This is a genomic window from Pseudonocardia xinjiangensis (assembly GCF_050948425.1).
GTDB lineage: Bacteria > Actinomycetota > Actinomycetes > Mycobacteriales > Pseudonocardiaceae > Pseudonocardia > Pseudonocardia xinjiangensis.
Map to the genome: position 1 here is coordinate 4,973,723 of NZ_CP192009.1, position 25,805 is coordinate 4,999,527.

28 protein-coding genes are annotated in these 25,805 nt (G+C 70.7%); 15 read left to right on the plus strand and 13 right to left on the minus strand.

The features are described 5' to 3' along the window. Positions 1 to 51 precede the first annotated feature (51 nt). From ACQPZA_RS23410 to ACQPZA_RS23420, 3 genes are all read right to left on the minus strand, one after another. A complete protein-coding gene (locus ACQPZA_RS23410) occupies positions 52 to 246 on the minus strand; it encodes a hypothetical protein (protein ID WP_433273768.1) in 195 nt (64 codons plus the stop codon). A 70-nt stretch (positions 247 to 316) separates the two neighbouring features. Next, positions 317 to 574, minus strand: coding sequence for a DUF7218 family protein (locus tag ACQPZA_RS23415; protein WP_433273770.1), 258 nt, complete (start codon positions 572 to 574; stop codon positions 317 to 319). Positions 575 to 733: 159 nt separating this feature from the next. Then, positions 734 to 1,879, minus strand: coding sequence for a VanZ family protein (locus ACQPZA_RS23420; RefSeq protein ID WP_433273772.1), 1,146 nt, complete (start codon positions 1,877 to 1,879; stop codon positions 734 to 736). Positions 1,880 to 1,989: 110 nt separating this feature from the next. Between ACQPZA_RS23420 and ACQPZA_RS23425 the strand changes: the two genes are divergently transcribed. The 4 genes from ACQPZA_RS23425 (at position 1,990) to ACQPZA_RS23440 (ending at position 6,533) form a co-directional block, all read left to right on the plus strand. Continuing rightward, positions 1,990 to 3,246, plus strand: coding sequence for a DUF418 domain-containing protein (locus ACQPZA_RS23425; protein ID WP_433273774.1), 1,257 nt, complete (start codon positions 1,990 to 1,992; stop codon positions 3,244 to 3,246). Further along, on the plus strand, positions 3,243 to 4,514 hold the full coding sequence (locus ACQPZA_RS23430) for a sensor histidine kinase (protein ID WP_433273776.1): 1,272 nt from the start codon (positions 3,243 to 3,245) through the stop codon (positions 4,512 to 4,514). Before ACQPZA_RS23425 ends, ACQPZA_RS23430 begins: the two co-directional genes overlap by 4 nt. A 35-nt stretch (positions 4,515 to 4,549) precedes the next feature. Then, a complete protein-coding gene (locus ACQPZA_RS23435) occupies positions 4,550 to 5,197 on the plus strand; it encodes a response regulator (protein ID WP_433282955.1) in 648 nt (215 codons plus the stop codon). Between the two features lie 319 nt (positions 5,198 to 5,516). Next, positions 5,517 to 6,533 carry an amidohydrolase family protein gene (locus tag ACQPZA_RS23440; RefSeq protein WP_433273778.1) on the plus strand — a complete coding sequence of 339 codons (1,017 nt, stop codon included), beginning with the start codon at positions 5,517 to 5,519 and terminating at the stop codon, positions 6,531 to 6,533. A gap of 435 nt (positions 6,534 to 6,968) precedes the next feature. On the opposite strand, the gene phnF is transcribed toward ACQPZA_RS23440, so the two are convergent. Then, positions 6,969 to 7,745, minus strand: coding sequence for a phosphonate metabolism transcriptional regulator PhnF (gene phnF / locus ACQPZA_RS23445; protein WP_433273780.1), 777 nt, complete (start codon positions 7,743 to 7,745; stop codon positions 6,969 to 6,971). A gap of 145 nt (positions 7,746 to 7,890) precedes the next feature. Between phnF and phnG the strand changes: the two genes are divergently transcribed. From phnG to ACQPZA_RS23495, 10 genes are read left to right on the plus strand one after another with little or no spacing between them, the layout of a single operon-like run. Then, positions 7,891 to 8,373, plus strand: coding sequence for a phosphonate C-P lyase system protein PhnG (phnG, locus tag ACQPZA_RS23450; RefSeq protein ID WP_433273782.1), 483 nt, complete (start codon positions 7,891 to 7,893; stop codon positions 8,371 to 8,373). Next, positions 8,370 to 9,044: a phosphonate C-P lyase system protein PhnH gene (gene phnH, locus ACQPZA_RS23455; RefSeq protein WP_433273784.1), complete on the plus strand. Its 675-nt coding sequence runs from the start codon at positions 8,370 to 8,372 to the stop codon at positions 9,042 to 9,044. Before phnG ends, phnH begins: the two co-directional genes overlap by 4 nt. Position 9,045: 1 nt before the next feature. Then, entirely contained in the window at positions 9,046 to 10,125 is a 1,080-nt protein-coding gene (locus ACQPZA_RS23460) for a carbon-phosphorus lyase complex subunit PhnI (protein ID WP_433273786.1), read from the plus strand. After that, positions 10,122 to 11,042: an alpha-D-ribose 1-methylphosphonate 5-phosphate C-P-lyase PhnJ gene (locus ACQPZA_RS23465; RefSeq protein ID WP_433273788.1), complete on the plus strand. Its 921-nt coding sequence runs from the start codon at positions 10,122 to 10,124 to the stop codon at positions 11,040 to 11,042. Before ACQPZA_RS23460 ends, ACQPZA_RS23465 begins: the two co-directional genes overlap by 4 nt. Beyond that, positions 11,039 to 11,818, plus strand: coding sequence for a phosphonate C-P lyase system protein PhnK (gene phnK, locus ACQPZA_RS23470; protein ID WP_433273790.1), 780 nt, complete (start codon positions 11,039 to 11,041; stop codon positions 11,816 to 11,818). The genes ACQPZA_RS23465 and phnK overlap by 4 nt, the downstream gene beginning before the upstream one ends. Positions 11,819 to 11,826: 8 nt before the next feature. Beyond that, positions 11,827 to 12,546: a phosphonate C-P lyase system protein PhnL gene (phnL, locus tag ACQPZA_RS23475; protein ID WP_433273792.1), complete on the plus strand. Its 720-nt coding sequence runs from the start codon at positions 11,827 to 11,829 to the stop codon at positions 12,544 to 12,546. Continuing rightward, the gene (locus tag ACQPZA_RS23480) at positions 12,543 to 13,301 is read left to right on the plus strand and encodes a DUF1045 domain-containing protein (RefSeq protein WP_433273794.1); all 759 of its coding nucleotides are present in this window, start codon (positions 12,543 to 12,545) and stop codon (positions 13,299 to 13,301) included. The genes phnL and ACQPZA_RS23480 overlap by 4 nt, the downstream gene beginning before the upstream one ends. Further along, the gene (locus ACQPZA_RS23485; protein WP_433273796.1) at positions 13,298 to 14,464 is read left to right on the plus strand and encodes an alpha-D-ribose 1-methylphosphonate 5-triphosphate diphosphatase; all 1,167 of its coding nucleotides are present in this window, start codon (positions 13,298 to 13,300) and stop codon (positions 14,462 to 14,464) included. Before ACQPZA_RS23480 ends, ACQPZA_RS23485 begins: the two co-directional genes overlap by 4 nt. Then, positions 14,461 to 15,042, plus strand: a complete 582-nt coding sequence (phnN, locus tag ACQPZA_RS23490) for a phosphonate metabolism protein/1,5-bisphosphokinase (PRPP-forming) PhnN (RefSeq protein ID WP_433273798.1) — start codon at positions 14,461 to 14,463, stop codon at positions 15,040 to 15,042. Before ACQPZA_RS23485 ends, phnN begins: the two co-directional genes overlap by 4 nt. Then, on the plus strand, positions 15,039 to 15,659 hold the full coding sequence (locus tag ACQPZA_RS23495; protein WP_211173584.1) for a hypothetical protein: 621 nt from the start codon (positions 15,039 to 15,041) through the stop codon (positions 15,657 to 15,659). The genes phnN and ACQPZA_RS23495 overlap by 4 nt, the downstream gene beginning before the upstream one ends. A 94-nt stretch (positions 15,660 to 15,753) precedes the next feature. On the opposite strand, the gene ACQPZA_RS23500 is transcribed toward ACQPZA_RS23495, so the two are convergent. The 3 genes from ACQPZA_RS23500 to ACQPZA_RS23510 are packed head-to-tail and all read right to left on the minus strand — an operon-like array spanning position 15,754 to position 19,308. Then, positions 15,754 to 17,487 (minus strand): PhnE/PtxC family ABC transporter permease, encoded by a 1,734-nt coding sequence (locus ACQPZA_RS23500; RefSeq protein WP_433273800.1) that lies wholly within the window; start codon positions 17,485 to 17,487, stop codon positions 15,754 to 15,756. Next, a complete protein-coding gene (phnC, locus tag ACQPZA_RS23505) occupies positions 17,484 to 18,344 on the minus strand; it encodes a phosphonate ABC transporter ATP-binding protein (RefSeq protein ID WP_433273802.1) in 861 nt (286 codons plus the stop codon). The genes ACQPZA_RS23500 and phnC overlap by 4 nt, the downstream gene beginning before the upstream one ends. Before the next feature lie 37 nt (positions 18,345 to 18,381). Next, complete coding sequence (locus ACQPZA_RS23510; protein WP_433273804.1) at positions 18,382 to 19,308, minus strand: phosphate/phosphite/phosphonate ABC transporter substrate-binding protein; 927 nt, start codon at positions 19,306 to 19,308, stop codon at positions 18,382 to 18,384. A 370-nt stretch (positions 19,309 to 19,678) separates the two neighbouring features. Between ACQPZA_RS23510 and ACQPZA_RS23515 the strand changes: the two genes are divergently transcribed. Then, positions 19,679 to 19,924, plus strand: a complete 246-nt coding sequence (locus ACQPZA_RS23515; RefSeq protein ID WP_433273806.1) for a hypothetical protein — start codon at positions 19,679 to 19,681, stop codon at positions 19,922 to 19,924. A 614-nt stretch (positions 19,925 to 20,538) separates the two neighbouring features. On the opposite strand, the gene ACQPZA_RS23520 is transcribed toward ACQPZA_RS23515, so the two are convergent. From ACQPZA_RS23520 to ACQPZA_RS23545, 6 genes are all read right to left on the minus strand, one after another. Beyond that, complete coding sequence (locus tag ACQPZA_RS23520; protein WP_433273808.1) at positions 20,539 to 21,177, minus strand: HD domain-containing protein; 639 nt, start codon at positions 21,175 to 21,177, stop codon at positions 20,539 to 20,541. A gap of 9 nt (positions 21,178 to 21,186) precedes the next feature. Next, positions 21,187 to 22,311, minus strand: a complete 1,125-nt coding sequence (locus tag ACQPZA_RS23525; protein ID WP_433273810.1) for a sulfite oxidase — start codon at positions 22,309 to 22,311, stop codon at positions 21,187 to 21,189. A 171-nt stretch (positions 22,312 to 22,482) separates the two neighbouring features. Continuing rightward, positions 22,483 to 23,397, minus strand: coding sequence for a LysR family transcriptional regulator (locus tag ACQPZA_RS23530; RefSeq protein ID WP_433273812.1), 915 nt, complete (start codon positions 23,395 to 23,397; stop codon positions 22,483 to 22,485). Between the two features lie 114 nt (positions 23,398 to 23,511). Beyond that, positions 23,512 to 23,859, minus strand: coding sequence for a hypothetical protein (locus tag ACQPZA_RS23535; protein WP_433273814.1), 348 nt, complete (start codon positions 23,857 to 23,859; stop codon positions 23,512 to 23,514). A 92-nt stretch (positions 23,860 to 23,951) separates the two neighbouring features. Beyond that, positions 23,952 to 24,200, minus strand: a complete 249-nt coding sequence (locus tag ACQPZA_RS23540) for a hypothetical protein (RefSeq protein WP_433273816.1) — start codon at positions 24,198 to 24,200, stop codon at positions 23,952 to 23,954. A gap of 187 nt (positions 24,201 to 24,387) precedes the next feature. Continuing rightward, entirely contained in the window at positions 24,388 to 25,164 is a 777-nt protein-coding gene (locus ACQPZA_RS23545) for a cyclase family protein (RefSeq protein WP_433282956.1), read from the minus strand. Between the last annotated feature and the right edge of the window lie 641 nt (positions 25,165 to 25,805).

Below are 25,805 nucleotides of genomic sequence, written 5' to 3' on the forward strand. Positions count from 1 at the left end.
GACGCGCGCCGCCGGCAACCGCCGCGACCTGCGCTCCTACCGACAGACCGATCAGCAGGTCCACCGGATCCTCGGCCGCGATCCGGCCGGCCAGCACTCGTGCGTACTCGTCGAGACGCGCCGGCTGACCGGGCTCACCCGGCGCGGCCAGCAGCTCGGCGTCGAGATCTCGCCCCGCAGCTCCTCGACCGCGGGACGCACGTAGTTGCGCACGGCAGCACCGGGCACGATCCGAACCCGCGCCACCCCACCACTCCTCGATCATCGGCACCACGGACGCGCCGGCGCTCCCGGCGAACGTCGGGCCTGACGAAGCTCAGTGGTTCCGCAGAGCCGCAGCCAACTCCTTCTTCGACATGCTCGACCGCCCGGCGATGCCGACCTTCTTGGCGCGGTCGTACAGCTCCGACTTGCTCATGTCGTCGTAGCTGGAGGACCGCCCGCCCCGTTTGGACACCGTCTTGCGCCCCTCGGCAGCCGAGGCGTTCGCTATCCGGGCCGCCTTCTCCTTGGACGCTCCCTTGTCGCGCAGCTTCTGATACCGCTTCTCGTCCTTGATACTCGGATTCGGCACCACAACCTCCTCGACGTTCCTATCGTCCCGGGCCGGTCCGCCCAGAAGTACATGCCCGGCGCGCCGCCCGCGAAAACACACTGCGTGGGGGTGTGACCCGTGCGGCCCCCTCTTGCACAGATATGGGCGCGGTTGCGGAAGCCCCGGAGCACCGGCGCCCTACCGGCGGACGCGGCCGGGGACGCGGTCCCCCTCGGCGCGCACGCCATGCCCCGCGAGTGACCGCCGGTCCACCAGCACGGTGCCGGTCCACCGGCCGCCGAGGCCGCGGTGCTCCCGGCTGTGCACGATCCCCACCAGACTGACCAGCCCCCACAGCACGGCGATCGCGGCCAGGCCCCCGCCTGCGTTCTGCAGCAGCAGGAAGCCACCCGTCCCGGCCAGACTGCGGAGCAGCAGTCGAATCCGTGCGGGGCGCCTGCCGTCGAGGAGCACCGGCTGCAGCAGCACGGCCCGCTGCCCGAGCGTCCCGCCGGGGCCCAGCATCGGCAGCGCGACGAACAGTGCCAGCCACCCGAGCCAGGCGACGCCCGCGGCGGGGTCGCCGGCCTTCCGGGTGCCGGAAACGAAATCCCCGCCCACCGCGAGCGACAGAGCGTTGACCAGCACGGCGACGAGCAGGGCCGCGAGCCAGAGCCCGAGCAGGTCGCACAGCACCCCGAGCAGTCTCCGGCCCGTGGTGACCGGCCGGGGCGCGCCCGGGGCGGCCGCGACGCCGCGCTGTCCGGGCACGCGCTGCAGCACCGGGGCGACGAGCGCACCGACGAGCGCGCCCGCGGTGTTCGCAATGAGGTCGTCGACGTCGAACAGCCGGTAGGGGCACGGGTAGAGGAACCAGTTGCCGGTGAGCTGCGTGAGCTCGATGAACAACGAGATTGCGAACCCGACGAGCGTTGCAACCACCACCGATCGGCGGCCCAGGTGGCGCAGCAGCGCCCCGAGCGGCACGAACAGCGCCACGTTGAACCCGACCTGCTGCACCGCCGGGTTGCCCAGGAGTCCGCGGACGCCCGTGCGCACCTGGTCGGTGCGGATGTCGGTCAGGAACTGCAGCGGGTGCAGCTGGGCTCCGGCGGCGGCGATCCGGCTCGTGCAGAACCCGGGGTCGACGTCCGGCAGGGGCAGCAGGGTGTAGGCGACCACACCCAGCGCGTAGACCAGCGTCGTGGCGGCGAGCAGGGCGTGCCCCGGGCCGAGCTCACCGCGCCGGCGGTAGCTGCGGGCCACGAAAGGCACGAAGGCAGCGACGACCAGCACCGCGCCGACGCCGATGGCGACCACTCCGGGCAAGATCCGCACGTTCACCGTGAGGAGTCTGTGGCGACGGCCGCGGCTGCACCTCCCACCACGGGAGGAAAAAGATCTCCGACCGTGGGGCGATGTCCGGCGGCGGCGCGGGGATCAGGCTCGACGCCGTGACGGAGACAATGGTGCCGGCCGCGACGAGCCGGGACGCGAGGCAGGACAGGCGCCTCAGAGGTCTCGACGCGGCACGCGGCCTCGCGGTGATCGGGATGATCGTGGTCCACGTATCCGGGGGCGCGCCGCTCGGCGGAGGCCTCGGCGGGACGGTGTTCGGCATCGCCGAGGGCCGCTCGGCGATCTTGTTCGCGGTGCTGGCCGGGGTCTCGCTGGGCCTGCTCAGTGGGGGCCGGCGAGGGCTGGCCGAACACCGGGCGGGGACGCGCGAGCAGCGGGACCGGACACGCATCGCCGTGCGGGCGGTGCTGCTGTTCGTGCTCGGCGTGGCCCTCGCCGCGATCAGCAGCGGCCCGATCGTCATCCTCAGCTACTACGCCGTCCTGTTCGCGCTGGCCCTGCCCCTGCTGTGGCTGCGGCCAGGTGCGCTGCTGGCGTGGGCGGCGGGGTGGGCGCTCGTGGGCCCGCAGGTTTCGTTCCTGCTGCGTACCAAGATCCACACGGACGAGCTGGGCGGCGCGGTCGCGCCGGTGGACCTCACCTCGTGGGGCGCGGCGGGCGACGCCGTACTGCGGCTGCTGCTGACCGGGACCTACCCGGTCGCGACGTGGATGCCGTTCGTGCTGGCCGGGCTGGCGATCGGTCGACTCGACCTGCGGAGCGCGGCCGTGCGGGCACGGCTCGCGATTGCCGGGGTGGCAGCCGCCGTGATCGGGTACGGCGGCTCGTGGCTCGCGGTCGACGTCCTCGGCGGCCGGGAGGCGTTGATCGCTGCGTTGGCGCCGCTGGCGACGCAGGTACATCTGTCGCCGGAGCAGCTCGTCGAGCTGACGACGAGCTCGAGCATGGGCACATCGGGCACCTTGACACCGGCCTTCCTGCTGGTGGACGCACCGCACAGCGGTACGACCTTCGAGGTCATCGGGTCCACCGGGGTCGCCGTCGCGGTGCTCGCGCTGTGCCTGATGCTCGCAGAGCGCGGCCGGGTGACGGCGGCGGTCGAGTGGCCCCTGGCCGCGGCCGGTGCCATGGCTGCCACCATCTACGCCGGTCACATCGCGGTGATGGCCCTGCTGACCGCCGCAGTGCCGAGCTGGCAACAGCAGCAGCCCTGGCTCGCGACGGTGCTCTTCGTCGTCGTCGCGATCCTCCTCGCCCTCGCCTGGCGTCGGTTGATCGGGCGCGGCCCGGTGGAGTGGGTGCTGCACACCGTGTCGACGCGCGCCGGCCGCTCGGGTAGAGATCAGGGATGACACCTCCGCACCCGGTGGCGCCCGTTCCCGCTGTCGACCGCGTCGCGGCCTGGCTGCGGGCGCACCGGATCGCGGTGGACGCCGTGGTCGCCGCGATTGCCGCTCTGCCGAGCCTGCAACTGGCGCGCACCGGCCTCGACGTTGTGCTTGCCGTCGTGGCCTGCGCCGCGCTGGTGGCCCGCAGGGTCCGGCCGGTGACCGTCGGCCTGGTGGTCGCCGGCGTGGGCGTCGCCGCGATCCTCACCAACTCGACCCCCGGGATCGTCGTGGTGGCGGTGCTCGTGACGGGATACTCGCTGGCGGCGTACGGGCCTCTGTGGTCGGGCGTCGCCGCCGCGGTCGTCTCGGTGGCGGGCGCCGGGCTTATGCTGCTGGTCACGACCCTCCGGATCGGGCCGGCAGCGCCTCTCGCCGTTCGCTCGGTGCTCGTCGCAGCGGCGGTGCTGGCCGTCACCGTCTGGCTGGGCGGGGCGCTGCGGCGGGCCGGCCGACGCAACGTCGAGCATCTGCGCGAACGCGCCCGTCTGCTGGAGGCCGAGCAGGCGACCCAGGAACGGCTCGCCCGAATGGCCGAACGGGCCCGGATCGCCCGGGAGATGCACGACATCGTCGCCCACTCGCTCTCGGTGATCATCGTGCAGGCCGACGGCGGCCGGGTCGCCGCGGCGAACGACGGGTTCGGCCCGGGGACGAGCCCCGCGTCGATGTTCGGGGACATCGCCGACACCGGCCGCTGCGCGCTCGCCGACATCCGTGCCCTGCTCGGGCTGTTGCACGAGGACGACCGCGAGGAGACCGACGACGGCCTCGGCGCCCCGCAACCCGGCATCGACGCGATACCGGCCCTGGTCGAGGAGCAGCGCCGCATCGGCACGCAGGTCCGCCTGGTCGTCACGGGCGAACCGCGTCCCTTGCCCGCGGGAACGGCGTTGACGGCCTACCGCGCCGTTCAGGAGGCCCTCACCAACACCCTGAAGCACGCCGGGCGCGGAGCGCGGGCGATGGTCGAGCTGACCTGGCACGCCGATCACCTCGCCATCGCGGTGGTCGACGAGGGCTCGGCGCGTCCGCCGGGCCGTCCGCCCGTTGCCGGCAGCCTGGGCGGACACGGGCTGCGGGGCATGCGCGAACGCGTCGGCGCGCACGGGGGCTTCGTCGATACGGGCCCGGAGGGAGACGGCTTCGCGGTGCGCCTGCGGCTGCCCTACGCCGCCCCGCCCACGCCCTCCCCCGAACGCCCTCTGATCGTGCCGCGGGCGATCACTTAGGCTCGTCCGGCGTGGGCGATGGGCCGTTGCGCGTCATGGTGGTCGACGACCAGGACCTCGTCCGCGCCGGCTTCCGGATGGTGCTCGACGCCCAGCCCGGCATCTCCGTGGTCGCCGAGGCCGCCGACGGCGACGAGGTGCTCGCCGTGCTCGCCGACCTGCCCGCAGACGTCGTCCTCATGGACATCCGGATGCCCCGCGTCGACGGCGTCGAGGCCACCCGCCGCGTCGTCGCCCACCACCCCGACACCAAGGTGATCGTGCTGACCACGTTCGACCTGGACTCCTCGGTGACCGCCGCGATCGCCGCCGGCGCGAGCGGTTTCCTGCTCAAGGACGTCACACCGGAGTTCATGGTCGACGCGGTGCGCAGCGTGCACCGCGGCGACGCCGTCGTCGATCCCGTCTCCACCCGGCGGCTGCTGCGCCAGGCGGCACCGCTGCTCGCGGGGTCGCCGCAGCCGGACCGCGGCGACGCCGCGCGTATCGCCGCCCTCACCCCGCGGGAGCGGGAGGTGCTCACCCTCATGGCCCACGGCGCCACCAACGCCGAGATCGCCGCGGCGCACTTCGTCGCCGAGACGACCGTGAAGACGCACGTGGGCAACATCCTGGCCAAGACCGGCTCGCGCGACCGGGTGCAGGCCGTGGTGCTCGCGTTCCGCACCGGTCTGGTGCACTGACCGCTTCGGAACGGGAGCCGAGTCGGATTTGGATCAAACCCCACACCACCGACAACAGCGTCCGACTTCCGGGGCGGGCTGATGTGGCTCGGCGAGCGCGACCTCTCCGCGGCCCGCGTCCGGTTCGACGCCGGCGTGCGCCGGGCGCGGCTACGCCCCGGCGCTGGGTCACGTCGCCGAGGTAGACGCGGCCCTGGACGCCCACGAGGCCGCCATCGACCGCCCCGCCCCTGGCAGTGCCGACCGTACAGTTGATTCAGCAGGCGCCGTCGATCTTGATGGTGGCTTGAACAGTGGATCGAGAGCCTGGAGCGGCCACATGGGCAAGATCGCATTCGAAGAGGCCTTCAGCGCGGGTGAGGGAATCCCGGACTACGTCAACCCCGAAAACTTCCTCGACGCCGGGAGCACCGAACCGGACTACGTCAGCCCTGATATCTCCCAGCGCCTGGCAGACCTCGGCGCGGGACGGCTGGCGGAGATGGACGCCGCCGGCATCGACTACCTGCTGCTGTCGCTGACCGCGCCCGGCATCCAGGCGATCACCGACCCGAAGCGTGCCGTCACCCTGGCCCGGCTGGCTAACGACAAAGCCTGCGCGGCCGTGGCGGCCCATCCCACCCGCTTCGGCGGCATGGCCGCCCTGCCCATGCAGGACCCGGCCGCGGCCGTAACCGAGCTCGAGCGCTGTGTGAACGAGCTCGGGTTTCCGGCGGTGATGCTCAACGGCTTCACCAACATCGGTGACGTCGAGACGGGCTGGTACTACGACCACGAGCGCTACCTGCCGTTCTGGAAGCGTGTCGAGGAACTTGGCGTGCCGGTCTACATTCACCCGCGCGACCCCCTGCCGGGTGCCTCGGCCGCCTACGAGGAGCACCCGGAACTGTTTGGGGCCGTATGGACCTTCACGGTCGAAGGCGCCACCCACGCGCTACGCCTGATGACCAGCGGCCTGTTCGACAAGTTCCCCAAACTGACGATCATTCTCGGACACCTGGGCGAGACCCTGCCGGCCAATATGTGGCGCATCGAGCATCGCGCGGCCAAAATGGGCAAACTTGTCAAGGCCCAGAAACCGCTGCGTCACTACTTGCAGAACAACTTCTACGTCACGACCAGCGGCAACTTCCACACTCCGACGCTCAACGCCACCATGGACGAGTTGGGCTCCGACCGCGTGCTGTTCTCCGCCGACTACCCGTACGAGTCCATGCGTGAGGCCGCCGACTGGTTCGACAACGCCGCCATCAACGAGAACGACCGGGCCAAGATCGGCTACCTCAACGCCAGGCGCCTGTTCAACCTGCCAGAGAAGATCGGCAAGCAAGCCTGACAACGGCACGTCTCGGCACCACCGATAACCGGGTGGGACCACGCCCCAGGGCGCGATCCCACCCCAGACGACCACGGGGACTGTCCTCGCGCCAACAGGATCGCGTTGATCACCTGCCGGTGATCACGCCACCGCCGGGCTCGACCCACGACCGGTGGCAGCAGCGCAGGGCTCATTGACCGACGGAGAACCTCCGGTTGGAAGGCGATCGGGGCGCTGCGCCGCACGTTGTTCCGCTCGCGCATCTGGCGACCCGCACTCGTCCGCGCCGGAATGCTCGGGGCGGTGGTGCCCGACGGAAACGCCTACCTCACCCGGTGGAGCGACACCACCGACAAGCGGCACGGGAGGCAGTTCACCACAGAGCCCCGCAGCAACCAAGCACGTCGCGCACGAGCAGGCCGGCGGGCTGGTGTCGGCCGAACCGCAACGTTGTCAGTCGGACTCCGGCCCCGCCTGCGGCAGGGCATAGGCGGCCGGGTCCCCGTGCTGCACGTCGAGCTCGACCCGATCGGCTGCAAAGCGTGTGATGTTGTAGAGCAAGGGCGTGGTGTCGGGAAGCGTGTTGAGCGCCCGCACGACGAGCACCATCGATCCGGCGGGAAGCTCGAGCTCGATCGCTTCGGCGGTGGTTGCCGCGCGCCCGGCGATCGTGGTGGAGGTGCGCACGTAGTCGTGGATGCCGACGGCACGCAGCGCTGCGGTGATCGAGCCGTCGGGCCCGTAGTGCTCGACGAGGCCGGGCACGCGGTCCGCGACCAGCCACGCGGTCCCCCGCGCGATCGGCAGGCCGTCCACGCACCTCACCACCTCGAGCCGGAGGGCAGGACGGCCTGCGAGGCGGAGGCGTTCGACGACGTCGGGAGGCGGGTCGGTTTCGATCGCCGACTCGAGCAGCTTCCCGGAGGCGGCCGCGCCGCGCGGCCCCAGGCTGTCGGTCAGGCGGGTGCGCAGGCCGATGCGGTGCACCAGCACGGCGTGCTCCGCCACGAAGGTGCCGCTGCCCCGGCGGGCGACGACGAGGTGATCGGCCGCGAGCGCGGCGACGGCCTGCCGCACCGTGTGGCGGTGCACGTCGAACCTGAGGGCGAGCTCCGTCTCCGACGCCAGTTTCGAGCCGGGGGGCAGTGAGCCGCCGACGATCTCGCCGCGCAGCTCGTCGGCGATCAACCGCCACGCCGAGTAGCCGCTGGGCGATCTCCGCGTACCCACTCGGGCACCCTACCGACCCCGCCCGACCGTTTCGGTCCGTTCCCGGAGAGTTCACCTCGCCGCGGGCTGTGCGGCGCCAGGGCGGGCTACCGTTCAAGTTATCTAGATAAGTAGACAACTTGACTCCCCGGAAGGGAGGCTGCGGATGCGCGCGACCACCACGGCCGCACCGGCTACCGCTGCCCGGCAGAAGTGGATGCGGACGCTCGCGCTCGCCGAACCTGCCGACCTCGCGGCGGCCTGGCAGGACTGGCAGCCCAAACCCGAGGTGCGCCGGATCCGTGGCCCGGAGATCGGGCTGGTGATGGTGCGAGGCCGGATCGACGCGGGCGGTGCGCGGTTCAACCTGGGCGAGGCCACCGTCGCCCGGGCCACCGTGCATCTGCACGGCGAGTCCCTTCGATCCGACGTGCTCGGCATCTCCTACGTGCTCGGGACCGATCTCGAGCACGCGGAGCTGGCGGCGGTCTTCGACGGCCTGCTGGTCGACCCCGACCTGCACGACCGGGTACTGGCCGAGGTCGTCGCACCGCTGGCGCGCACCCAGGCCGAACGCGACGAGCGCCGTCGCCGCGACGCCCGCAGCACCCGTGTGGACTTCTTCACCGTCGCACGGGAACACGCGTGACCGGCCCGGCGGGCGCGCCCGCCATTCCGGCCCCCGGGTTCGCCGACCCGACCCACGACGCCCAGCGCGCGTTCCGGGCCGTGCTCGACGCGCTCGCGCATCCCACGCGCTCCTACCCGCTGAGCGGTCCCGCCCGCTCGCCGGCGGCGCTGGGCCGCGGCCTCGCCGCTGTGGCGCTGACCCTGCTCGACGAGGACTGCTCCACCTGGCTCGGGGGCAGCCTCGGCGCCGACGCGGAGTGCGCCGCCTGGCTGGGCTTCCACACCGGGACGCGGCTCGTCGCGGAGCCGGCCGACGCGCAGTTCGTCCTCGCCGACCCACGCTCGCTGCCCCCACTGGCCCAGCTCCGGTGCGGCACCGACGAGGCACCGCACCGCTCGGCCACCGTCCTGCTCGACGTCCGCGGATGCACCGGCACGGCCCTGTTCCGTGCGGCAGGCCCCGGCATCGACGGCGCGACCGGTTTCGCCGCCCCGTGGGCCGACGCGGAGTTCCTCCCGCAGTGGACCGCAAACACCGCAACCTTCCCCCGCGGCGTCGATCTCCTGCTGGTCGACGAGGACGCCATCGCCGCACTGCCCCGCACCACCCGACTGCACGCCGTCGGCCCCGCACCGACCGGTTCCGCGTCAGCTCCTTCCGCGTCAACCCGTCCCGCACAGGAGGCATGACATGTACGTCGCCGTGAAGGGCGGGGAGCGCGCCATCACGAACGCGCACGCGCTCCTGGCCGAGCAGGGCCGCGGTCACCCACACCTGCCCGTGGTCGACCCGGCGCAGGTCGAGGGCCAGTTCGGGGTCCTCGTCTCCCGGGTCATGACCGAGGGCTCGCTCTACGATCCGGAACTCGCGGCACGCGCGCTGCTGCAGGCGCAGGGTGACGTCCTCGAGGCCGTCACCCTGGTGCGCTCCTACCGCACCACCTTGCCGCGCTTCGGTTACACCTGCGCCATCGACACGTCCGGGTTGCCGCCGCAGCGGCGCATCTCCGCCACTTTCAAGGATCTTCCCGGCGGGCAGCAGCTCGGAGCGACGTTCGACTACACGCACCGGCTGTTCTCCGCCGCCGGTGCGGCCACTCCCGATCGGCGCGCGTCCGACGGGGTCGATGGCGAGGATCAGGCCATGCCCCGCGTGGCCGATCTGCTGGGCTCCAGCGCGCTGATCGAACCGGATGCCCACCCCGACCAGGACGCGACGCAGCCGGGCGACCTCACCCGCGAGCCGCCGGTCTTCCCGATGAGCCGGGCGGAGCGGCTCCAGGCGCTGGCGCGCGGCGACGAGGGCTTCCTGCTCGGCCTCGCCTACTCGAGCCAGCGCGGTTTCGGCAACACACACCCCTTCGCCGGGGAGATCCGGGTGGGCGAGGTGGAGGTCGAGTTCGACGCTCCTGAGTTGGGCTTCGGCGTTCCACTGGGGCGCATCGAGATCACCGAGTGCCAGATGGTCAACCAGTTCACCGGCAGCGCCGAGACGCCCGCGCAGTTCACCCGCGGCTACGGCCTCGCCTTCGGCCGCAGCGAGCGCAAGGCGATGTCGATGTCGATCGTCGACCGGGCGCTGCGCAGTGCGGAGTTCGACGAGCGCGTCGTCTCCCCGGTCCAGGACGAGGAGTTCGTCATCAGCCACAGCGACAACGTGCAGGCCACCGGATTCGTGGAGCACCTGAAGCTGCCGCACTACGTCGACTTCCAGGCCGAGCTGATGCTGGTCCGCCGTCTGAACGAGGAGTTCAAGGAGTCGCGCGCATGACCGCCGATCTGATCGGCTACAACATCGGCTACCTCGACGAGCAGACCAAACGGATGATCCGCAGGGCCCTGCTGAAGGCCGTCGCGATCCCCGGCTTCCAGGTGCCGTTCGCCAGCCGCGAGGTGCCGATGCCGCGCGGCTGGGGCACCGGAGGCGTGCAGGTCACGGCCGCCATCATCGGCGAGCAGGACGTCCTCAAGGTCATCGACCAGGGCGCGGACGACACGACGAACGCCGTCTCGATCCGGAAGTTCTTCAGGTCCGTCGCCCACGTCGAGACCACGACGCGAACCGACGAGGCGACCATCGTCCAGACCCGCCATCGCATCCCCGAAACCCCGCTGGCAGAGGGACAGGTGATCGTCTACCAGGTGCCGGTGCCCGAGCCGCTCCGGTTCCTCGAGCCGCGCGAGACGGAGACCCGCCGCCTGCACGCGCTCGAGGAGTACGGGCTCATGTTCGTCAAGCTCTACGAGGACATCGCCCGCTTCGGGCACATCGCCAAGACCTATGACTACCCGGTGCTCGTCGGCGGCCGCTACCTGATGGCGCCGTCACCGATCCCGAGCTTCGACAACCCCAAGATGCACATGAACCCGGCGCTGCAGCTGTTCGGTGCCGGCCGCGAGAAGCGCATCTACGCCGTGCCCCCGTTCACGAGCGTCGAGAGCCTCGGCTTCGAGGACTTCCCCTTCGAGCCGCAGCGGTTCGACGATCCCTGCGCGATCTGCGGCTCGACCGGCGGCTACCTCGACGAGGTCATCACCGACGACGCCGGGGGCTCGATGTTCGTCTGCTCCGACACCGACCACTGCGAGCGGACCGCGGCTGCGCCGAACGCCACCACGTCGACCTCCACCACGTCGACCGCCACAAGGCCGAACACCGCCACGCCGAACACGAAGGCGATCGCATGACCGACGAACGTCCTCTGTTGGAGGTGCGTGGCGCCGGCCACCGCTACGGCCTGCGGTACGGATGCCGGGACGTGGACTTCGATCTCTGGCCGGGCGAGGTGCTCGCCGTCGTGGGCGAGTCGGGATCGGGCAAGTCGACGCTGCTCGGCACGCTGTCGCAGCGGCTCGAGCTGACCGAGGGGAGCATCCGCTACCGCATGGCCGACGGCCTGCCGGTCGAGCTCGCGGGGTTGTCGGAGAGCTCCGTGCGGCGGTTGTGGCGCAGCGAGTGGGGCTTCGTGCACCAGGATCCGGCCGACGGCCTGCGTATGCACGTCAGCGCGGGCGGCAACGTCGGCGAGCCGCTGATGGCCAACGGCTGGCGCCACTACGGCCGCATCCGCGAGACCGCGGCCCAGTGGCTCGAGCGCGTCGAGATCCCCGCCGACCGGATCGACGACCACCCGTCGACCTTCTCCGGGGGCATGCGGCAGCGGCTGCAGATCGCCCGCAACCTGGTGGTCTCACCGCGGCTGGTGTTCATGGACGAGCCGACCAGCGGCCTGGACGTGTCGGTGCAGGCGCGCCTGCTCGACCTGATCCGCAGCCTGGTCTCCGACCTCGGCCTCGCGGTCGTCGTCGTCACCCACGACCTCGCCGTCGCGCGGCTCATCTCGCACCGCACGCTCGTCATGAAGGACGGCCGCGTCATCGAGTCCGGTCTCACCGATCGCGTGCTCGACGATCCGCACGCCGCGTACACGCAGCTGCTCGTCTCCTCGGTCCTGCAAGGGTGATCCGCCACATGAACCGACAGACGCCGATCCTGGCCGTCTCCGCGATCGACAAGACCTTCACCATGCACCTGCAGGGCGGGCAGCGGCTCGCCGTGCTCGAGCGCCTCGAGTTCGAGGTGTTCCCCGGCGAATGCGTCGTCCTCGGTGGCCCGTCGGGTGCCGGCAAGAGCACGATCCTCAAGCTGGTCTACGGCAACTACGCCGCCGACCGTGGCCGGATCGTGCTCGGCGCGGGCACGGGCGCGGTTGACATCGCCGCCGCGGACCCGCGGTCCGTGCTCGCCGCCCGGCGCCACACCATGGGCTACGTCAGCCAGTTCTTGCGTTGCGTACCCCGGGTCCCCGCGCTGCAGGTCGTCGCCGAGCCGCTCGTCGAGCGCGGCGTCGCACCCGACGAGGCGCGCGAGCGCGCCGCGGACATGCTGACGCGCCTGTCGATCCCGCCGCGCCTGTGGTCACTGCCCCCGGCGACGTTCTCGGGCGGCGAGCAACAGCGCGTCAACATCGCCCGCGGCTTCCTGCCCGAGCTACCGCTGCTGCTCCTCGACGAGCCCACGGCGTCGCTCGACGCCCGCAACCGGGACGCCGTGATCGAGCTGATCCGAGAGAAGCGCAGCCGGGGCGTCGGCATGCTCGGCATCTTCCACGACGTGCAGGTCCGCACCGCCGTCGCCGATCGGGTCCTCGATGTCGAGGCCTTCGCGCCAGGCGCCGGGGCCGCAGCATGACGGCCCGGTTCGCGATCTACGCCGCACCCGGCACCGGGTCGGCCGACGCCGCCGCGGTCCGCCTGCGCGAGCAGGCGGAGTCCTGGCTCGGCCGCCGCATGGACGGGACCCGCCCGGATCCCCGGCTGCCGAGCGGCTGGACACGCGCGGCCGTCGACGAGATCACCGTCAACGCCCGGCGCTACGGTTTCCACGGCACCCTCAAGGCCCCGTTCCGGCTGGCCGAAGGCCGCTCGGTCGAGCAGCTGGAGCAGGATCTCGAACGGTTCGCCCGGACGGGCCGCCCCGTCGCACTCCCGCAACTGCGCCTGCACCGCATGGACGGCTTCTTCGCCCTGGTGCCGGGCGCCGACGCCCCGGAGCTGCACGAGCTCGCCGCGGCACTCGTGACCGGGTTCGACGCCTACCGCGCGCCCGCCACGGCGACCGAGATCGCCCGCCGCAACCCGGACGCGCTGACCCCGCGGCGGCGCCGGATGCTCGAGACCTGGGGGTATCCGTACGTGCTCGACGAGTTCCGCTTCCACCTGACGCTCACCGACCGGATCCCGCCCGACCGGCACGGCCAGGTGCACGACGCGCTGGCCGCCTGGTTCGCCGACTGCCTCGGCCGGACGATCGCCGTCGACGCGCTCACCCTCTGCTCCCAGCCCACGCCGGGCGCGCCGTTCCGGCTGCACTCGGTGCACCCGCTTCGACGCCCTGCCGACCGTCCCCGCGCCTGCGCCGCGGCCGCCCACGAAGGAACCCGATGAGTCGCGAGACCGTCCTCGGCAACGCCCGCATCGTCCTGGACGACGAGATCCTGCACGGGTCCGTCCACATCCGCGACGGCGAGATCGCCGACATCACGGCCGGCCCGGCCGCAGGCGAGGACCTCGACGGTGATCTGCTGATCCCCGGCCTCGTCGAGCTGCACACCGACCACCTCGAATCACACGCGCGGCCCCGCCCCGGCACCCGGTGGGACGCGGTGCCCGCCGTGCTCGCCCACGACGTGCAGCTCAGCGGCGCGGGCGTGACAACCGTGTTCGACGCCGTCCGGATCGGCACGCTGGAGGGCCGCGACGACGAGACCACGTTCGCCCGCTCCCTCGCCGCCGGGATCGAGCAGGCCCAGCAGGCCGGGATCACCCGCGTCGAGCACTTCATCCACCTGCGCTGCGAGGTCTCCGCCCCCTCCGTCGTCGCCGAGTTCGAGGCCTTCGACGACGTCTCGTCCCTGCGCCTCGCCTCGCTCATGGACCACACCCCCGGACAGCGCCAGTACGCCGACGTCGAGGCCTACCGGCGCTACATGCTCGGCAAGGGCCGGTTGCCGGCGGACGCGATCGAGCAGTTCATCGCCCAGCTCAAGGAGATCGCGCTCGAGCACTCAGTGCCGAACCGGAAGGCGATCGCCGGGCTCGCCGCGGACCGCGGGATCGCGCTCGCCACCCACGACGACGCCACCGTGGAGCACGTCGAGGAGGCCGCGTCGTTCGGCGTGCGGATCTCCGAGTTCCCCACCACCGAGGTCGCGGCGCGCGCCGCCCGCGAGCGCGACCAGCTCGTCGTCATGGGCGCACCGAACATCGTCCGCGGCGGCAGCCAGTCCGGCAACGTCGCCGCAGCCGCGCTGCTCGACCTGGGCCTGCTCGACATCCTGTCGTCGGACTACGTGCCGTCCAGCCCGCTGCAGGCGATCGTGCAGCTCGACGCCGACGGCCGTTGTCCGCTGGTGGAGGGGGTTCGGCTGGTCAGCGGCAATCCGGCCCGCGCCGTCGGGCTCGACGAGCGCGGCGTGATCGCCGTCGGCAAGCGCGCCGACCTGGTGCGGGTGCACCCCCACGCGCTCCCGGCGACACCACGTCATCCGCGCGGGCACGTGGTGCCGGTCGTGCGCGCCGTCTACCGGCAGGGGGTGCGGGTGTCGTGACCGCGCGAATCGGACCAGGCGCCTTCGTGGCGGTCGTCGGCGCGAGCGGCGTCGGCAAGGACGCGCTGATCAGCGGGGCGCGCGCACACAGCGGGCGCGCTGCGCACTTCCCGCGGCGCGTGATCACGCGGCCGCCCGGGCCCGGCGAGGACTTCGACTCCCTGAGCGAGGCCGCTTTCCTCGACGCCGAGGAGCGCGGCGACTTCGCGGTGTCCTGGCGGGCGCACGGTCTCGCGTACGGCATTCCGGTCTGGGTGGACGAGCCGGTCCGCGCAGGCGAGGTCGTCGTCGCGAACGTCTCCCGCGGGGCCGTCAGCGCGATCGAGGAACGTTATGACCACGTCGTGGTCGTCCGGGTCACGGTGTCCGACGCCGTACGCGCCGCCCGACTGCGGGCCCGCTGCCGGGAGTCGGTCGACGCCATCGCGCGACGGCTGGCCCGGGTGGACCCGGCGCCGGAGCGCGTCGCCGACCACGAGATCCGCAACGACGCCACCGTGGCCGAAGGCAGCGCCCAGCTGCTCGCGATCGTCACGGGGGCGCTCGCCACGACCGGCCGACCGGGAGAGCGGGTGTGAGCGCGCAACGCCTCTCGGAGCAGCCCGTGATCGGGCCGGACGTGAGCATGAGCGACAGCGTCCTCGGCCGCTACACCGAGATCGGTGCGGGAACCCGGCTCTCGAACGTCGTCATCGGCGACTACAGCTACTGCGACCGGCTTTGCGACTTCGCCAACACCACCGTCGGGAGATTCTCGAACATCGCGAGCTTCGTGCGGATCGGGGCGACCGACCACCCCCTGGACCGCGCGAGCCTGCACCACTTCCTGTACCGCAGCGCCAAGTACTGGGACGACGCCGAGGACGACGCCGAGTGGTTCCAGCGGCGCCGCGCGCGCCGGACCGTCATCGGTCACGACACCTGGATCGGCCACGGGGCACAGGTCAAGCCGGCGGTGACGGTCGGGGACGGCGCGGTGATCGCGTCCGGGGCGATCGTGACCACGGACGTCCCCGCCTACGCGATCGTGGCGGGTGTGCCCGCGAGGGTGCTCCGCTACCGGCAGCCGCCGGAGATCGCCGAGCGCCTGCGGGACCTCGCGTGGTGGGACTGGGACCACCGGACGCTGCGGGCCCGCCTGGCGGACTTCCGCAGGCTCACCGCCGAGGAGTTCCTCGACCGCTACGGGGACTGACCGGGTCGGCAGCGCGTGGCGTCGTCGAACTCCGCCGATCTCGGGGTGCGGTCGGGCGACCGTCCCGTCGGGGTGCGGCGACGCCACCGACCGGTCAGCGGAACACCCGGCGCATCCACGCCGCGATGCCCTCGACGACGAGCACGGTGCCGAACACCATGATCACGAGCGTGGTCACCTGGCCGTGCAGCGTCAGCACGGTCGAGGCGTTGGTGAGGTAGAAGCCGATGCCGCTGCCGCCGACGATGCCGAGGACCGTCGCCGCCCGGATGTTCGTGTCGACGAGGTAGAGCGAGTTGCCGATCAGCGACGGCAGGCCCCGCGGCCACGTCGCGGCGAGATAGCGCTGGCTCCGCGTGGCGCCCGCGGCGCTCAGCGCGCGTTCCGGGCCCGGGGGAAGCTCCTCGAACGAGTCCGCGACCAGCTTGCCGAGCAGGCCGACGCCGCCGAAGGCGAGTGCGACCACGCCGGCCTGGTTGCCGAGGCCGGTCACCATGATCAGGAAAATCGCCAGTACGAGCTCCGGTACCCCCCGGAAGATCACCAGGATGGTGCGGAAGGTGGTGCGGACGGCGTTGTTCGGCGCGACGTTGCGAGCGGCGAGCGAACCGACGAGCAGTGACAGGACGAGGGACAGCACGGCGGATGCGAAAGCGACCTCGACCGTCACGAGCAGGGCCTGGGCGAACTCGCCGAGGCTGTGGCTGCCGAAGTTCGGCGGCCAGAAGCTCTGCAACGTCGGCACGACGTAGTTCCAGCTGATCTGCCCGAAGTCGACGTCTGCCATCCAGTAACCGGCGACGACGATCGCGACGGCGGTCCACGCCCAGCTCAGGTTGCGCACGCGAGCCCGGGTCCAGGGGCGACGCAGAGCCGCTTCGACGCCGATGGCGGCCATGCGGCCGCCGGGCGGCTGCCCGCGGACGGGGCGGCGCTTCCCGGCCGCCCGCAGGATCCGACCGCCGAGGCCGTTGCCCACGGCGTCGACGCCGAGCAGGTTGCGGCGGATCATCGAGGAGATGATCTCGAGCACCACGCAGAGCACGAAGATCACAGCGGCGATGCCGAGGCCGCGCCCGTAGCCCTCGGGGAACTGCGCGAAGGCCACCTTCATCGCGTAGCCGAGGCCGCCGACCCCGGCGTAGCCGAGAATGGCCGAACCGCGCAGGTTGATGTCGAAGCGGTGCAGCACCGTGGCGATCCACGACGGCAGCACCTGTGGGAACACCGCCGACCAGAACTCCTGCGCCTTCGAGCCGCCCGCGGCACGTACGGCGAGCTGCGGACCGTGGTCGATCTGCTCGATGGCGTCGGCGAAGAGCTTCGAGATCATCCCGATGGAGTGGATCCCGATGGCCAGGATCCCGGGGAGCGAGCTGCCGAGTGCGAAGGCCAGCGAGAACGCCAGCGCCAGCACCACGTCGGGCACGGCGCGGGTGATGACCCCGATCGCCCGACCGAGGACGCGCAGCCAGCCTGCCGGTGTCGTGTTTGCTGCGGAGACGTAGGCGATCGGGATCGAGATGAGTGCGGCGACAACGGTGCCGAGGATGACGATGCCGAGCGTCAGCCCGATCAGGTACGCCAGATCGGGCGGCGCGGGGAGGCTGACGGGGTCCATCAGGCTGAACACCTTGACCGCGTTCTGCGTGCTCGCCGCCACGTTCGACCAGGAGAAGTCCAGCGTCGTCAGCGAATAGACCCCGAAGGCGAGCATGAGCAGGACGGCGCTGCAGCCCGCGATCCTGCTCGTGGGGATCCGAGGACGCCGGAGGCTCGCCGCGGCGTCGGCCTCGGCCGGGCGGCTCGTCGTTCTCGCCGCGGTCACCGCCGCCCGCCCCGTGCCGCCGTCCCGACGGAGACGCCGTCGCCGACGTCGATGGCCCCCAGCTCGGTCTCGATCGCCGTCAGCTCGGCGGTGGACGCGGCGACGCGCCCGTAGATCTCCATCACCTCCGCCCTGCCCAGACCGTCGGTGGTGGTGTCGAGCACGACCTCGCCGTGGCGCAGACCGACGATCCGGTCGCCCCAGCCGAGCGCCAGGTCCACCTGGTGGAGGCTGCACACGACGGTCAGGCCGTCGTCGGCGGCGATCTCCCGGATGAGCCGCATGACCTGGTCGCTCGACTCCGGGTCGAGGCTCGCGACAGGCTCGTCGGCCAGCAGGATGCGCGGATCCTGCATCAGCGCTCGCGCGATCGCGACCCGCTGTTGCTCGCCACCCGAGAGCTGATCGGCACGCTGGTAGGTCTTCTCGAGCAGGCCGACCCGGTCCAGATGCGTGATCGCGGCGAGCTTGAGAGAGCGGGGATAGGCCCACAGTCCCAGGCGCGGTCCGCGTAGGCGGGACAGTGCGCCGGTCAGCACGTTCTCCAGGACCGTCAGCGACGGCACCAGCTCGAACCGCTGGAAGATCATGCCGACCCGGCCGCGCAGGGCGCGCAGTGCCGCGGGTCTCAGCGTGGCGATGTCCTCGCCGAGTACCTCGACCACACCCGCGGACGGGCGCTCCAGCCCGTCGAGGTGGCGGAGCAACGTCGACTTGCCCGACCCGGAACGGCCGAGCAGCACGACGACCTCGCCCTGCTCCACTGTCAGATCGACGTCGCGGAGGGCTCTCGTGGAGCCGAAGTCCTTCGTGACCCGGGACACCGAGATCATGGGGGTGGGCGTCGGGATGCTCATGAACGCGTCGGTCCGTTCCGTCGATCGGGCACGCCGGCTACTTCGAGCACTTGGCCGCGGGGATGGACGTGCAGAGATCGGAGATGGACTTGTAGTACGACGCATCCTCCTTCTGCGCACCGAAGTACCCCTGTGTGAAGCCCTCGGTGAGGGGGACGCCGGAGGCCTTGATCGCGTCGAGCGTCGCGCCCTGCAGTGCCGCGGTGAGCTTGGCCTGCGCATCGGCGGGCAGCGTCGTCGAGATCGCGAGCGGGCCGCCCGGGACGTACTCCTTGCCGATGACCGTGACCTCGCCCTTCGCGACCGCTGGGTCGACAACCGTGTCCTCGGCGAAGCCGACGTCGCACTGCTTCGAGGCCACGGTCTGCTCGGACTTGTCGTGGGCACCCGCGAAGTAGGCCGTGAAGTCGTTGAACGTCGGGTTGCCGTTCGCGTCGGTGCCCGAGCTGTTGACGTCGAGGCCGGCCTGGTGCAGCTGGTACAGGCCGAAGAGGAAGCCGGAGGTCGAGTTGGGGTCGACGAAGCAGACCTTCTTGCCCTTGGCGTCGGCGAGTGTGGTGATCGGCGAACCCGCGGGCACGATGGCCTCCGAGTAGTAGCCGGGATCCTGGACCTTCGGCGAGGTCAGCGTCGCCGCGACCGGCGTGAGCTTCGCGCCCTTGTTGACGGCCATGACGTACTGCAGGGCCCCGGAGGTGATCATGTCGACCTTGCCCGCGACCGCGGCGGCGATCAGGGCCGTGTAGTCGGAGGTCGGGTAGTACTCGACCTTGTAGCCGGTCGTCTTGGCGATGTAGTCCTCGAGCGGTTTGTTGTTCGAGTCCGAGCCTGCCTGGTCCGGCGTGGCACCGAAGACGATCGTGCCCGCGGACTTGGCCCAGGTCCCGGAATCGGCCTGCGAGCCCGACGGGGCGTTCCCGCCACAGGCGGTCAGCGCGCCGAGGCTGATCAGCGCGGCAGCCACAAGGGTTCCGATGCGCGTAGTGCGAGACAAGAGCACGGAGATGCCTTTCGCGAGGTGTGCGAGCGGATCGGGGAGGGGACGGACCCCCGGTGACCTGCAAAGTAGGTGTCCGACATGGCCCCTCGGCCGTGCTGTGGTAGCGGGCGAGTGACCTTGTATGAACATCTAGACAACTGGTGCAGCGCCCACTCGAGCCCCATGCCCGAATCCCCCCGTAGCGCGCCTGTTCGAGTTCGACGGGTGGGATGTCGCCGCAGGCTTCGAACAGTCGTCGGTGGTTGAAATCGCCGCACGCCGGCCCAGGATCCGCGGCGAGTAGGCATCGAGGACGAACGCCACGGAGACCATCCCGGACCACGTCGCCGCCGCCGTGCACCAGGTCGCACGCAGTCAGGTCGGCGGGCTGCGGTTCCCCGACCCCCACCACTCCTACCCCACCTGGCTCGTCGACGACGGCGTCCCGCCCAACATGGTGCAGCGGGTCATGGGACGCGAACGCTCGTCCACGACGCTGGACCGCTACACCCGACGCACCGAGGACTCGACCCGGATTCTGCAGGCACTCGACCACGAGGACCCGGACGACGGGGCAGCCGACGCGCACGTGCCCGCGTGATGCTTTTCTGATGCCTCTCAGGGCGCTACAACGGCAAACGGCCTGGCCAGAAGCTCTGAGAAGAGCCTCTGACCAGGCCGTTCGGCTGTGGGCAATCGCCGCCACCCAAGGCCAGAGCCAGCAGGCCGCGAGACCGCCCGCCGCCTGCTCGACGGCGAGCCGCCGGCGGACGTCGAACTTCGACGAGGCGGTCTGCAAGCCGACGCCGGTGCGTGGGCTGCGGGTCTATCCCCGGGTGACACCGCGTCGCTCTTCGTTCCGATGGACGGCACCGGTTGCGCCGGCACACCCCCGACCCCAGCTGTTCGTGCAGACGCTCACGGCCCCGTGATCGTCGTCCGGCTGGTCACGGTGCATCCGCGTGCCCCGCATGACCTTGTCCACGGCACCCCTCGAACCGTGGATCGTGCGCCGCAGGTACTTCTCCGGGCGACCACCCGTCTTCGGCGCAGGTAGCAGTGGCTCAACCAACTCCCACCGCTGATCGGTCAGATCCGACGAGTACCTGGCACGGCAGTCCTGCCTCGGCTGGCGCGTCCTGGCATCGGTCCACCATGGACGACTCCGCTGCCATGACACGTGAACACGCCGAGACTCTCGAACACGCTCTAGACCTATTCGGGCCAGGCGTTGTTCCTGACGACATCGACGAAGTCGACGCGCTTGAACTCGGGTGAGTAGTGCGCGAGCATATCCGCTGCGATCGTTCCGAGCAGGGTGTCGGGCCGGTCCTTGACCCCTTCGGCGATGGCCTTCAGGCCCTGGCGCTTGAAGTCGTACCGAGGATGCACCGCGATGATCTCCTCGATCGCAGCCGGGTCGAGCAGGTCCAGGCCGGCGCCGTCCACGTCGACTCTCACTCCGGCCGCCAGGAGCGCGACCTCGGGTTCCATGAACCTCGGGATTCCGTGCGTACTGTGCAGGGCGATGGACAACCAGACGCGACGAACAGCATCGGCGGGCACGTCGTGCGACAGCAAGAAGTTACGGGCCGCGTCAGCACCGTCCACCTCGAACCGCTGGGTCAGGTTTCGGTGCCCCTCCACCAGCCCGAGGTCATGGAACATCGCTGCGACGTAAAGAAGCTCTGGATCGGCCGTGATCCCAAGACGCTGACCGTGCAGCGCCCCGAACAGATACGTTCGTCGGGAGTGGTGGTACAGCACTGGCGACTCGGTATCCTGAATAAAGGCGGTTGTCTCATTGGCCATCCGAGAGTCGGGGATGGCGACACCTGCGATGTACTCACTCATGATCTTCTCCTAACGGGCTAGTTCGACGCGCACGGGGTGCGCCAGTACCGATGTCTGCAGATACCCCAGTTCGTTCCAGGTGGAGGACTCCGGTTGCGTGTTGCCCTGGTCGTCGGTGGCGCGGACCCGGAGCGCGTGCTCGCCCGGTTCCGGGTCCCAGCGGAACTGCCAGCGCACCCACACCCCCGATGTCGTGGGCGATTCGATCGCGGCGTCCTGCCAGGGGCCGTCGTCGATGCGGTACTCGACCCGCGCCACCCGGTTCTCGCCCGCGAACGCCCGCCCGCGGATCACCTGCGGTTCCGCCCGCAGCCGCGCGGGCCAGGGCAGCTCCACCAGACTCGCGACCGGGAGTCCGGTGATCACCGGTCCCCGCGCTGGTCCCTCCGCGGGGAAGCCCGGGCCGATCAGCACGTAGTCCACGGTGTTCCAGGGCACGTACAGGGGCTCTTCGGAGACCTCGATCCGGCCCAGCCACTTGATGCTCGCCGCGCCGAGCCACCCGGACACCACCAGCCGGGCCGGGAACCCGTGATCGGGCGGGAGCACCTCACCGTTCATGGCCAACGCGACCACGGTGTCGTCGGCCCACGCCTTGTCCAGCGGCAGTGGCCGACGGGCCCGGATCTCGTCGAGCCCTTCCGGCATGACCTCGCGCGCCTTCGGTGTGATTCCGGCCGGTTCGAGCAGGTCGCGGAGCCGGACGCCGGTCCACTCCGCGGTCCCGATCGCACCCCGCGCCCACTGCGTGCCCGCGAACGGCCGACCGACCTCCTCACCGAACAGCACCCGGCGGTTGCCTGCGCACTCGATCGTGCGGGCCACCGAAACGTGTGGGAACCGGTTCCACAGATCGTCGTAGCTGTAGGTGGCCGGTTCGTGCACGCCGCTGCCCTCCACCCGCAGCGTCCACGTCGCAGCATCCACCCGTGGCGTTGGTGCGTGGCTGCGGATGTAGAAGCGATCGGTCGGGGTGAGGAGTCCCGGCATCCGGTCCGGCCGGACTCCGTAGTCCAGCCCACTGCCGGCGTCCTCCATCACCTCAGGTGGCGTGGGTTTGACGACGCCGCGCCCGTCGTGGTCGATCGCAGAAGTAGCCCCAGTCGTGGTCTGGGCGCTCCTCGAAGCTGTCATAGCTCCACTGTGTGCGTGGTTGCTCAGGTCGCGCTGGCGGAATTGCTGATGGATGCATAGCCGGCGCTTATGGGTCCGCTCGCGGGTGGGCTGTGCGGAGCGATGAGCCACGGGATTTCATCACTGTGTCGGCGATGGCGCAGACAGAAAGGACTCGGCCGGCCACGAAGATCAGGCGACCGCGCTTCGCAGTGCGATGGCCAACAAGTCACTGGCCGGGCCCTGCAAGGTGTTCCCGGCCGGCCAGATCGCATGCATGCGCCGCGTGAGATCCAGACCGGGTACGGCCAGCCGCACCAGCGTTCCGGCGGCCAGTTCGGCCGTGACTGCGCGCACGCTGAGCACCGCGGGACCGATCCCTCCCATCACCGCTGCCTTGATCGCCGTCGTCGAGGACACCTCGAGGATCGGAGCGGCCAGGTCGGTGTTGAGCTGTTCAGGTACCGCCTGTTCCCATGCCTGCCGGGTTCCGGAGCCCGGTTCCCGGCTGACCAGCGGTGTTCTGACCAGCTCCGCGGCGCGCACCCGTCTCCGCCGCGCCCACCTGTGGGATGGCGCCACCACCACAGCCAGCTCGTCGCGCGCGACTTCACGAGCCTGCACACCTGCGGGCACCTTCGGTCCCTCGATGAAACCGATCTCGGCTTCCCCTGCGAGTATCTGAGCGGCAACCTCGGCGGAATTCCCGGAACTCAGCGCGGTCATCGTGTCCGGATCGACCGACCGCAACGCGATCAACCACGCGGGCAGCAAGTACTCAGCCACGGTCAGGCTGGCTGCGACCCGCAGATGCGTGTGTCGGTCCCGCCTCAAGGCCGCAATACCCTCTTCAAGATCGGCAGCGCGATCCACCGCGGGCTGAGCCCAACCGGCCACCAGCTCACCAACGGTCGTCAACCGCGCACCGCGTGCACCCCGCTCCAGCAGGCGTGCGCCGACCTGATGCTCCAGTTGCCGCAATCTCGCGCTCACGGCCGGCTGGGACAGCTGGTGCGCCGCTGCCGCGCGCCCGATGCTGCCCAGCTTCGCCACGCTCAGCAGCAGGTCGAAGCTGGTCAGATCGCTGACTCGAGACGGGAGGGGCATCAGTGCAGTTTATGTATCGGCATCGAAGGCCCCAGGGTAGCAATGATCGCCAGCCCAGATGTCCGGATCAGCAGCCCCATGCCCGGACAACCTCAAGTTCGTCGAGCCGCTGTATCAACAGAGGCCGGGCGTGGGGGGCGCCCGTGGACCTTGGCGGCGGAGCGCCCGTGTGCGGCCTTCCTCCATGACCTCTTGCAGTCCGGTGCCGGAGGCCCCGACGAGGCCGACCGACCCCTCGCGGACAACATAGGCGAAACCCAGCGAAAACCCGCGGATGCGCCCTGTTCCACAATCAGGCCCCATCACGAGCAGTCCGCGTTCGTGCACCCTTCTCTTGAGCACCGCTTCGTCGGAAATACTCACGTTGTCACTGAAGATGAAGGTATTGATATTCCGGTCCAGGAGCCGATGCACCTCGGGTGCCACGTACTGTCCGGGGATGGAGACGATGGCGAGGTCCACCCGGTCGAGGATGCCCACTGCCCGTTCGAGGGAGCGAGCCGAACGCAACCGCGACCGGCCGGACATTGACACCCCGTAGCAGAGGAATTCGTCTATCTCGCGAGCAGTGAGTCGCCGACCGAAGCGTCTTCGACATCGGCCACGATGACGAGGGCCGTCGGCTTGGCTCCATCCACGTCAGGGGTGTCCAGCCCGGCATTCCGCAGGATCTTCTCGTTGGCCCGCGTGCCCATCATGATCGACACTCGGTTCACGCCGTCAGTGCCGTTGAGCGCGTTGCTCAGCTGCATGAGCCTCAACGAATCCTGATACGTGTTCGACTTGATGATCGAGTAGAGCATGCCGCGCTACTCCTTCGCCGTTCGGCAAGTGGAGACGCGGAAGAATCTGCTCGCCCAGGGTCCCACGGATCGAAACCCAGGGCAGGATGATCTGGTGTCGCGGGTCGTAACTCTGTTTGCGGTTGGTCGCCGACCGTGTTGAGTCGGCGGAACCACGGTGCCGCCAACCTCTTCCTCGGCGACCGAATCACGGGACGAGCGCGACCGCCCGGGTCCACCCTGCGCCGGCGCGGGCCACCTTGATCGGTGGGCAGATGATGGTCGCGCCGGTCGGCGGCACCTCATCGAGCCGTGCAAGCTTCTCCACCTGGCAGTAGCGCCGTTCGATGCCGGCGAAGTGGGCCGGCCACAGCCGGGCCGGGTCGCCGAGCTCGCCCCATTCCGCGCCGATCAGCGGGTAGGGCCGGTCCAGGCTCCAGGCGTCGGTGCCGATCACCCGGACCCCCGCGTCGACGAGATGGAGCACAGCCTCACGGCCCAGCCCTGCCCCGTGCTCCCAGAACTCCGGCGTTCCCCAGAGCTGGTCGGCACCGGTTCGCACCGCGACGATGTCACCGGGCACGAGCCGATGCCCTATGGCCGTGAGGCGCTCGGCAACGAGCCCCGGCGTGACGAGCGCCCCAGCGTCCAGGTCGGAGACGTCCAGGACGACGAGCGGGCCGATGAACCACGAGGCCGGCACATCGTCGACGGTCCACGCCGGCGCGCCCTCCGCCGTCGGCCCGTAGTGCCAGGGCGCGTCGACATGGGTGCCGGCGTGTGTCGACGCGGTGACGATCTCGCCGGCGAACCCAAGACGTTGCGGCAGAGCGTCGGCCGGGATGCCGTACCAGTGCTCCCACAGCTGCGCGCCGTCGGTGTGGTCGGTGCGCTCGATCCGGGGCGACGCAGGCTCTGACGGGCTCGGGCCGAGTGCATGGGTGAGGTCCACCAGCCGCACCGGGTGGCGGATGGCCGTTGTCATGTCCACACGGCGACGCTAGCGCTCGACCCGCAGCGCCACCGCAATCCGCAGAAGGTGCCCGGCGATCCCACCGGAACGCGTCCTCCCTCGCGAGTGGGATGGACGTCGCCGCGGCACGTCGACTGGCGGTTCCCGGCCGGAGGCGACCTCGACACCGTGCGCGCGCTGTGCCACCTCTACGGCGACGGGGGACGCGGCCTCGACGATGCGAACACCCGAACTCGACCGCGCAGCCGCAGAGCAGATCACCGGACTCTTCCTCCCGCCCCCGACCGAGGCCTGACGGACAATGAGGATGGACGTTTACCGATCCGTTTACACGTCCCGGTCCTGAGCCCGATCAACGCGAGCCTTACAACACTGAAGGCCCCTGACCTCGCAGGTCAGGGGCCTTCTGGCATGGTGCGCGATACTGGGATCGAACCGGTGACCTCTTCGGTGTGAAGGCGGACGCGGTCGCCCACGTACTGACGTCCCGTGCTGCCGCATGCCATCTCAGCTGGGTGTTCATGCTGGCGCGTCTCGGGACGTGACGTGCCCTCACAACCCGTTCGCTCCGGGTTTGCTCCGTCCAACCACGCTGGGGCTCGTGCGTCATCCCGTCGGCCTGGTGCAACCCAACCGCGCGGCGGCCCGGGGGC